6 protein-coding genes are annotated in these 7771 nt (G+C 59.8%); 1 reads left to right on the top strand and 5 read right to left on the bottom strand.

Annotated elements, in window-relative coordinates:
• Positions 1 to 33 precede the first annotated feature (33 nt).
• The 3 genes from OMK73_RS11065 to OMK73_RS11055 form a co-directional block, all read right to left on the bottom strand.
• Complete coding sequence (locus OMK73_RS11065) at positions 34 to 1560, bottom strand: IS3 family transposase (protein ID WP_267602048.1); 1527 nt, start codon at positions 1558 to 1560, stop codon at positions 34 to 36.
• An 836-nt stretch (positions 1561 to 2396) separates the two neighbouring features.
• Positions 2397 to 3269: a hypothetical protein gene (locus OMK73_RS11060; RefSeq protein ID WP_267602047.1), complete on the bottom strand. Its 873-nt coding sequence runs from the start codon at positions 3267 to 3269 to the stop codon at positions 2397 to 2399.
• A gap of 179 nt (positions 3270 to 3448) precedes the next feature.
• Positions 3449 to 3823 carry a PHA-granule associated protein 4 gene (locus OMK73_RS11055; protein ID WP_267602046.1) on the bottom strand — a complete coding sequence of 125 codons (375 nt, stop codon included), beginning with the start codon at positions 3821 to 3823 and terminating at the stop codon, positions 3449 to 3451.
• A gap of 547 nt (positions 3824 to 4370) precedes the next feature.
• Here OMK73_RS11055 and OMK73_RS11050 point away from each other — a divergent pair.
• Positions 4371 to 4694, top strand: coding sequence for an H-NS histone family protein (locus tag OMK73_RS11050; RefSeq protein ID WP_267602045.1), 324 nt, complete (start codon positions 4371 to 4373; stop codon positions 4692 to 4694).
• A 48-nt stretch (positions 4695 to 4742) separates the two neighbouring features.
• Here the strand turns inward: OMK73_RS11050 and OMK73_RS11045 are convergent, their stop codons facing one another.
• Positions 4743 to 5459: a UPF0149 family protein gene (locus tag OMK73_RS11045; RefSeq protein WP_156177358.1), complete on the bottom strand. Its 717-nt coding sequence runs from the start codon at positions 5457 to 5459 to the stop codon at positions 4743 to 4745.
• Positions 5460 to 5794: 335 nt separating this feature from the next.
• Positions 5795 to 7570 carry a hypothetical protein gene (locus tag OMK73_RS11040; RefSeq protein ID WP_267602044.1) on the bottom strand — a complete coding sequence of 592 codons (1776 nt, stop codon included), beginning with the start codon at positions 7568 to 7570 and terminating at the stop codon, positions 5795 to 5797.
• Positions 7571 to 7771: the final 201 nt, after the last annotated feature.

Genomic DNA, 7771 nt, shown 5'->3' with positions numbered 1-7771 from the left:
CGGAACGTGTCAATGACTTTGCGTCACCTGGCTTCATGAATTTACTGTGCCGGACTGTGGTGTGTTTGGGGTAATGGCCTCCGATGGGGGCGGGTTGATCCAGACTGCTGTGGGCAGCCGCGGTGGTTCAGGGCGACGCCCTTTAAATCTGTTTGGGGACGCCCGGAATGCTGTGTCGAGTGCTGCCTGACGGGTGAGGTGCAACTCCTGGGCGAGCCCATAATGAACGCTGTGCGGCGTCATGAATCCGATGCCCGAGTGCCGATGCACGGTGTTGTACCAGGCGAAGAATGCCTGGCAGTGGGCGCGCGCATCCTCAATGCAGCCGAAGCGCGCGGGGAAGTCCGGGCGGTACTTCATCGTCTTGAACTGCGACTCCGAGAAGGGATTATCGTCAGATACGTGAGGCCGGCTGTGGCTTTTGGTGATGTCCAGGTCGACCAGCAACGCGGCCACCGGTTTAGAGCGCATGCTGGCACCGCGATCGGCATGAAGCGTGAGCACGCCGGGGGCGATATCGTGGCGTGCCACGCTGTCGGCGATGAGCTGTTCAGCGAGCTCCGCGCTCTCGCGCCCGGCGATCAACCAGCCCACGACATGGCGGCTGAAGATGTCCAGGATGACGTAGAGGTGGAAGCACGTCCACCTGGCTGGCCCTTTGAGTTTGGTGATGTCCCACGACCACACCTGGTTAGGCGCGCGCGCCAGCAACTCAGGCTTGACGTAGGCCGGATGGACAAGCTGGTTGCGTCGCTCGCGCGAGCCGCCATTGGCCGCGAGCAACCGGTACATGGTGCGCACCGAGCCCAGGTAGCGGCCCTCGTCGAGCAACGTGGCGTGTAGCGCCGCCGGCGCGGTGTCGGCGAAGCGCTCGCTGTTAAGGGTGTCCAGCAGCACCTGGTTTTCCAGGGCATCCAGAGCCAACGGTGGCCGGGGCCGGGCAGTGGACCGTGGCAGTGGACCGATGAAGGCCATGCGACGCAGGTGGGCCCGCTGCCGGGCAGGCGTGCCGCGCGGCACGCCCAGGGCATGGCAGGCCGCGCTCGCGCCCAGGGCCGGAGTGAGCTCTTGCACAGCCGCCATTACGGCTTGTCGGTGTCGTCGTCGATCGGATTGCCCAGCAAGGCTGCAAGTTTTTTGGACGTCGATCACCAGCAGCGCCTTGTCGAGTCGCCTCCTGAGATTATCGCGCTCGCGCGTGAGCTGCGCGATGTGCCGCGCCTCGGCCCGAGTCTCGTCGAATTTGGGTCCGCGCTTTTGTGGGGCAAGGGCAGCCAGTTCGGCAGCCTCGCGCTGGCGCCGCCACGTGCTCAAGGATGACGAGTACACGCCTTCATGGCGCATCAGCGCGCCGATCTCTCCGGGCTTGGTGCAGCGGTCAGCCGCCTCCAGTATGCGGCGCTTGTCGGCGTTGGAAAATTGCCTGCGCCGAGCGCGAGCAACGACCTCTGAATCGGTGCCGGACGCTGACGCCAGCGTCGCCGATCCGGGCGCCTCTTCAGTCGCCCTACGGGCTCCTTGCGTTGCGCCCGGATCGGACACATTCTTGACGGCGGCCATCGTTGCCTTGGATGAGCTTGTTGACGGTCATACCTACCTCGTTGCTCACTAATCTATCAGGGATAGGTGACGCACGTCATATTGGCACGGGGGGCGCTCGGCGGCCATTCCGAAGACTTCCTTGAGCACCAGGTGTTGAGGATCGTTAATTCCGTTCGCGGTGACCGCTCTATCCGCTAGCAATCACATGGCTGTAAACCATTGATCTATATTGCGAAACGGCCGTTCAGTGGCGATTTTTGCCGTTGTGCAAGAGCAACGCCATTTTCCGTCCATGTCCAACGATTCCGCTAATACGGCGCAGCGGATCATTAATTCGGCTAACACGGGCTACGCCCAGCCGGTGTCGGCGAAATTCTATTGCTGGCCGGGCAGGGCGGACGGGGAGGGTGATAGTTCGGTAGAGCCATGCGTATGACCTCGCGAAAGTTCGGAAAAATAGGGGTATTCTGGCGATCCGCGTTCACGCCACGACCTGCGCGCCAGGGAGATCTCCATTGAAAGCACTCGCGAGCATCGGCAGGAGAAGAGCGTTTTTCCTTCATCTATCCTGGCTGGCACCCACATTTGCGGAATTTGAGGTCGCCATTAGCCGAAATAACGATCTGCAACAGCGGACGCATTCACACACGTGTATATTTCCCGGGATTGCCGGCACCAGGGACCCACGAAACCGCACGCACGCACGCTTCGAATGTGGTCGCCCCCGGTGGTAGGCTTCCAGCCGTTGCAGTGGCGTGCCTAGCTGGCCACGCGCAGCAATCTTACTTGGGCAGCGTAACCAATACGGCCATTGCCAACTTCGGCAGCTGACCCGCCCTTTCTGCGACACAACCCTATCGGGTGCTCATGTAGGCGGCAAACAGCGCCGGCTGCAAACCGCGCAATTCCTTGCGCCGTTCAACTAGCTCATGGTGGCGACCGTGCCGCTCCAAGTTCAGCAGTTCGAGCAGCAAGCGCATCGCACGCTCAGGCGAGCTTTGAGTGGACTTCTGTGTCTGACGCAGCAGGTTCGCTAGGCCCGGTTTCTCGATCAAGGCCCAGGCGGGAAACCACACCAGATCCTCGACGGCACCAGCTCCCTCGAAGCGAGCGTCGAACGTCTTGCGCAGCGTAGTCAGACAGGAGTCGTTTAGGCGGTGCATCAGTCCGTCAAGACGGCTTGCCGAAAGCCACGCGAGCTCGGCCAACAGCGGCCAGATGGCTTCCAGTCCATGCTGGTGATATTGCGCCTCTGCCATCCAGCACAGCGTAGTGGGAATGCGGCGCCACGATGCAATACGGGCGATGGCTTCTTGTGCCGCTACCCAGTCCCCGACCTTGATCCACAAGGGCGCTGCATGGGCATCGTGCTCGTTGCGGCACAACGGCAAGTGCTCAGCGGCGTGCGCGAGCGCTCGCCAAAACGGCGCGAGCCATGCACTGCCGGCAGTGTCACCAAACACGCGGGCAGCAGCCGGCATGACCTCGCAGGTGATCTCGCCATGCGCTTGTCGTAGTGCATCGTGGTCGCTAAAACGCTCTGGCCTTGGTTCCTCGAGGGCTCGAGTCAGCGTACTAAGGGCAGGGAGAAGATCGTCGGAAGGACACTCGCTGAGCAATAGCTGCAACGCACCACGCGCAGCAACCGCATCGCGGCGCTGCAGGGCGTCGGCAACATCATTGCGTAGCATCACGTCGCGGCTGTGAGCAAAGATATCGAGTTGCATCGACTTCAACACCCAGAATAATGTGACCGTTCAAGGCATGAGGAGGGATTCTAATCCATCTGGCTGCTCAGGAGCAGGTGGGAGTGGCCGCATCGGCGGCGACCAGGCGGAAACCTCGCCGGCGCGGCCGATGGGTGAATACGCGCTGGAGTGGCCAATGGGAGGCCAGGGGGAAGTGCTTACTCTGTCCATACCGAATCCACTTCCCGCATCAAGCGCCCGGCGAGAATATAGTCGCCCAGCTTGGATGCCTTTGCCTCGAGGCTCTCCAACTCAGCTGCAGGCAGCTCGGACAGATCAAATTGACAGTAGAGGTTTCGCTGCCGGAAGGTCGTTTTTGGCCGCATCAGGCCGGCGACCAATGCCGCCGGCGATTTGACTGCGATGTTCTCTTGTCCGCGATATTCCACGCGGATCCCTGCCTTCTGGCCGAGCCGACCCAGTTCAATCGCGTCCTGCCAGCCAGCCTCATAGTCCAGCTCCACCACGGTCACGCCTTCCGTCCCCAGGAGTCTTAGTGCCTCCCCTTTGGTGCCAGCTCGTGCTGTCGCCATTGACTTCTCCACTCACATTCTTGGCGCATTTGGGCAACACCCTATGCTCCCACAGTATTGTAATCGCCGGCAGAGCCTCGAGCTCGATAGCCCTTTCCGGCGATTGACATCCGCGGGGGCTGTGGAATGTGGGGGCAGACCAGGTGGGCAAGGGGAGGGGAGGGAGCTGCGATGTCTCAGAACGCGCTTTATTCAGCTTGTGGGATGCCAGCCATGGCATGGCATTGGGCAATTCTCCCCGGTGCCACGGTCATAGCCGGAGCCCTTGTAGGCTTCGAGTTCGGCAAATTCAGCTCGGGGCAGCCAAGCATCGGCGAGTACTTCTTCGTGCTTACCTCATTCTGCACTGGTAACGCGCATTGAATTCACCACTCAGTTGCTATCGCCCCTTTTCCGACGGAGGAAGAATAGGTCGGGGGGGTTGTATTCACAGAAGCTATCTCTGTTCCGGCCAAGATCATCCGGGCGGGCTAGATTCACAGAGTTAGTGAAAATATGGCGAAATGCTGTAGGATAATCGAACTGTTATTGATAGATGGAGACCGAGATGGCTACCTACAAACAATTGCTAGCAGAAAAGGAAAAGCTGGAAACCCAGCTCGCCGAGGTTCGTCAAAGCGAGGTCGCCGGCGTCATTGAGAAAATCCAGGCTTTGATGGCAGAGTACGAACTCACCGTCGATGACTTGGCGCCGAAACGACGCCGTGGACGCCCGGCGGCTAGTGACAAGCCTAAAGCTGCGGCGAAGGAGAAGACCTCGCTGCCGCCAAAGTACATGGACCCCAAGACTGGGGTCACCTGGACCGGCCGTGGTCGGGCACCGGCGTGGCTGGGCAAGAATCGCGACAAGTTTCTGATTCCAGATGCATGAGCCCTTCTAGCGCAGCCCCAAGATGGTGTTGCGCGCCGTTCCTGAGGTTCAATGTAACGCCGCCGCGGCCCCGCAACACTTTTTGAACTTCATGCCGCTACCGCAGGGGCACGGGTCGTTGCGACCGATTTTCGGCGACGAGCGTTGAATCGTGGTCGCGAGCTGCCGTTCATGAACGGCCTTCCGGTATGGGAGCCAGTAGCGATAGATGGCGGCAGTGCTCGTCGGGATCTGTTTCGCCAGCTCTTCACGTTGATCCGGCCAGCGAGTCAGCGCCTCCTCCTCGGGCGTGACCTCGTCCGCGCCGAGCAAGTACAGCGGGCGCAGCCATTCCTGCCCGCGGGCATCGTCGAATAGCTGCTGCCAGTCCTGTTTGCGCAGCGCAATGCCCTGCATAAAGCCGTGTGCCCACGATTCACCGTCAATGTGCTCTCGTGTATCGTCCGGGCAGGTCATGGTATCGAACATCGGTTCGAAAACGTCCGGATCGTTCTCCAGAGACCAGACGATGCCGTTGAAATGCCGTAGGATCAAGTCAGAGATGCGCTGTGCCTGATCCTTCGTCTTGAAATGCGGCGCATCTTCCTTTTCCGGCCCCCATATGCCCGGCAGCACCTGGCTTGGCAGCAGGGTCGTCGGCCCTATGGCGGTGGCGGTCAAATATCCATCTAGCCCCGCGAGCATCAGTGTGGTATCCGACGTCGCATCGGAGATGAGGAACTGGTCGAGCTCGTCCAGTTCCTCGTCGGACAGGGGAGCCATCATTCGGAGGGTGTCCGAGAGCGAGGTCGGCATGATACGTATTTGGCGGGGTAAAAGGGGTGCATTTTACGCTGCCGACGTCAGCGGATGGGGTTGCCTGCTGGCGTATCTCGTTAGCCACGCCCGCCTATGGCGCCGCGGGTGGGGCTACGTCGGCTATCTGCTGCAGCGCTGCCTGCTCCTGATACCATTGCTGTAATTCCACCACCATCAGCAAGCAGGACCGGCGCCATATCAAGGAACTCGAGCGCGATCTGCTCCGCAAGAATGCCGCGCTGGCCGAGACGGCGGCCTTACTGGTGCTGTCAAAAAATCTGCAGAGCGGTGCGAGGAGGACCTTAAGTAGTTATCCCCAAGCCCAGAATGCGAATCAGAGCCCGGAATTTCTCTTCGTTCTCCAGCCTGACTACCAGTTGGCGATCGCCTGCGCGCAGACACAAACCGGCGGTTTCTTTTCGCGTGGCAATCATGACGGCAGTTTCCGCATCTTCACAATCGATCAGTAGTGTGGTGCCTATGATTCGCAGTGCTTTGCCCTGTTTCTGGCTGGTCTTGATGAAGGATTCCACTTTTTCTGGCAGGGGCTGGTCATCCCGAGCCTGAAGAAACGCGCGAAGTTCCGTGATGTCATGCCCTTTTTCAATGGCATCAAGGGCCTTTTGACGGTCGAGTCGCCAACTTTTCCCCGCCTCCTCGACGGACCAAGTCTCCAGTGTCAGGGATTCTTCCGCCGACAGGTGGCCTCCCACGACATTCACTTGTAAACCAGGTGAAACCGAAAGCCTGACGCTGAGCTGGATCGGAGTGGGCGTGTAGTCCTCGCTTATGCCGAGGCAATACGCACCCAGCGGCGTCAGGCGGAAATAGATCAGACCATCGTAGCGGCTGAGGAATTCCAGGTCGTCCGTCCCCCACACGTTGCTAAAGTCTTGCCGGGCCTCGTTGGGGGCAATGTAAGCGACGTCGATGATGCCTAGGGTAGCGGCGTATTCGAACAGGAAACAGAGCAGATAGCGGAACTGCAGAATTGCCCAAGCATTGTGGCCGTCGTAGCCCAGGCTGCCATATTGCTGATCGACGATGTAGAGCTTCCACGGGTCGTGCGCAACGTCAAATGTGTGACCGGTGGCCTGCATGAATCGGGAAAAATCATCGACATTGATCCAAGCTCCGACCGGACAGCGCTGCAGGATTTCGTTGATGACGGCACGACGCGGTGCCGCGGCAGTCATGACGCGGCCCTTCGATTTCTGGCCCTTGATGATGTCTATGCGACTGAACTCGTCGAATTGACTGGATTTAAGCCACTTTCTCCAAATTGTGCGCAACACGCTGGCTGGGGAGGCAGTCAACGCTTTCAGCCCCGCCGTGCTCAAAGCCAGTTTGCTACCGTTGCGTTGCACCAGTCCGGCGGCCTGAAGCAGCAGCGGCCACGAGAACGCCTTAAGCGGCCCAATGTCCTGATCCCTTTGATCTTGCTTGGGCTGGTGGGCGTAGAAATCGCCACCGACCAGCTTCTCCGTCAATAGGCGCAGCGTCGTCGCGCCGGGGTGCGATGTCTTGTCGCTGACCTGGATCTTGCCCTGATCCGCTAGCCGCAGCAGAACCGACAGATCCACAATCGCATCGCGCTCGCTGCTTCGCACCGTCAGCGGATCTTCACCGAGCATCTCAGGAAGCGTACCGATCGTATTCAGTCGGATGGGCTCAGGCTGAGGCACTAACGTCCTTAGTCGCTCGTATAGATCGACGGGCAGACTGTAACCCCCATCTTCACGGTACAAGAAAAGGCCCAATGCCGTCGGCGGTCCATAATGCGAATAGCGGCTGCCATTCTCCTTGATCGTGAAATCGGGCAGCCGCCCGTATTTCGCCCGGAACCGAGTTTCATGAAAGAGGCCGTCTGCGGCATACATGGTCTCCGCCACCGCCAAACGCTGAGTCTCGTCCAGAAGCGCCCAGAGCGCGTGCAGTCCATCCCCAGAGAGCGTTCGCAGGATCTCCCTGACCAGTTCGTCCTTCTTCCCGGCGCGGGCAGCGTCAGGGAGCCAACGCATCAGTGACTTCAATTGGTCGTTGGTGAGACGAGCAAGCACTTCCTTCAACGTGTTCATGGGAAAAGTTGGGAATGACATCCAGGGGTGTGACTATAATTTATCTTCCGCATCGCCGGTTCACTCGTGGCGTTAGCATATGCGCAAAGCTCTGGAGCGTGCGGCGGCTCCAATTTTTGGGGGAACACGGATTTTGGGGGAAGACCTGTGCCTGAGACAATGAGATAAACGCGCAATGGGCGAGTATCGCCGCGTGGCAGG

It is taken from the genome of Cupriavidus sp. D39 (genome assembly GCF_026627925.1).
In the GTDB taxonomy this organism is placed as follows: Bacteria; Pseudomonadota; Gammaproteobacteria; order Burkholderiales; family Burkholderiaceae; genus Cupriavidus; species Cupriavidus ulmosensis.
Note: the sequence above shows the minus strand (reverse complement) of the source record. Positions and strands in the feature narration are given on the sequence as shown.

Bases quoted from the DNA above. Each gene is read 5' to 3' on its own strand.
- OMK73_RS11050 (WP_267602045.1), top strand. From the start codon at position 4,371: ATGGCTACCTACAAACAATTGCTAGCAGAAAAGGAAAAGCTGGAAACC.
- OMK73_RS11060 (WP_267602047.1), bottom strand. From the start codon at position 3,269: ATGCAACTCGATATCTTTGCTCACAGCCGCGACGTGATGCTACGCAAT.
- OMK73_RS11045 (WP_156177358.1), bottom strand. From the start codon at position 5,459: ATGATGGCTCCCCTGTCCGACGAGGAACTGGACGAGCTCGACCAGTTC.
- OMK73_RS11065 (WP_267602048.1), bottom strand. From the start codon at position 1,560: ATGGCCGCCGTCAAGAATGTGTCCGATCCGGGCGCAACGCAAGGAGCC.
- OMK73_RS11055 (WP_267602046.1), bottom strand. From the start codon at position 3,823: ATGGCGACAGCACGAGCTGGCACCAAAGGGGAGGCACTAAGACTCCTG.
- OMK73_RS11040 (WP_267602044.1), bottom strand. From the start codon at position 7,570: ATGAACACGTTGAAGGAAGTGCTTGCTCGTCTCACCAACGACCAATTG.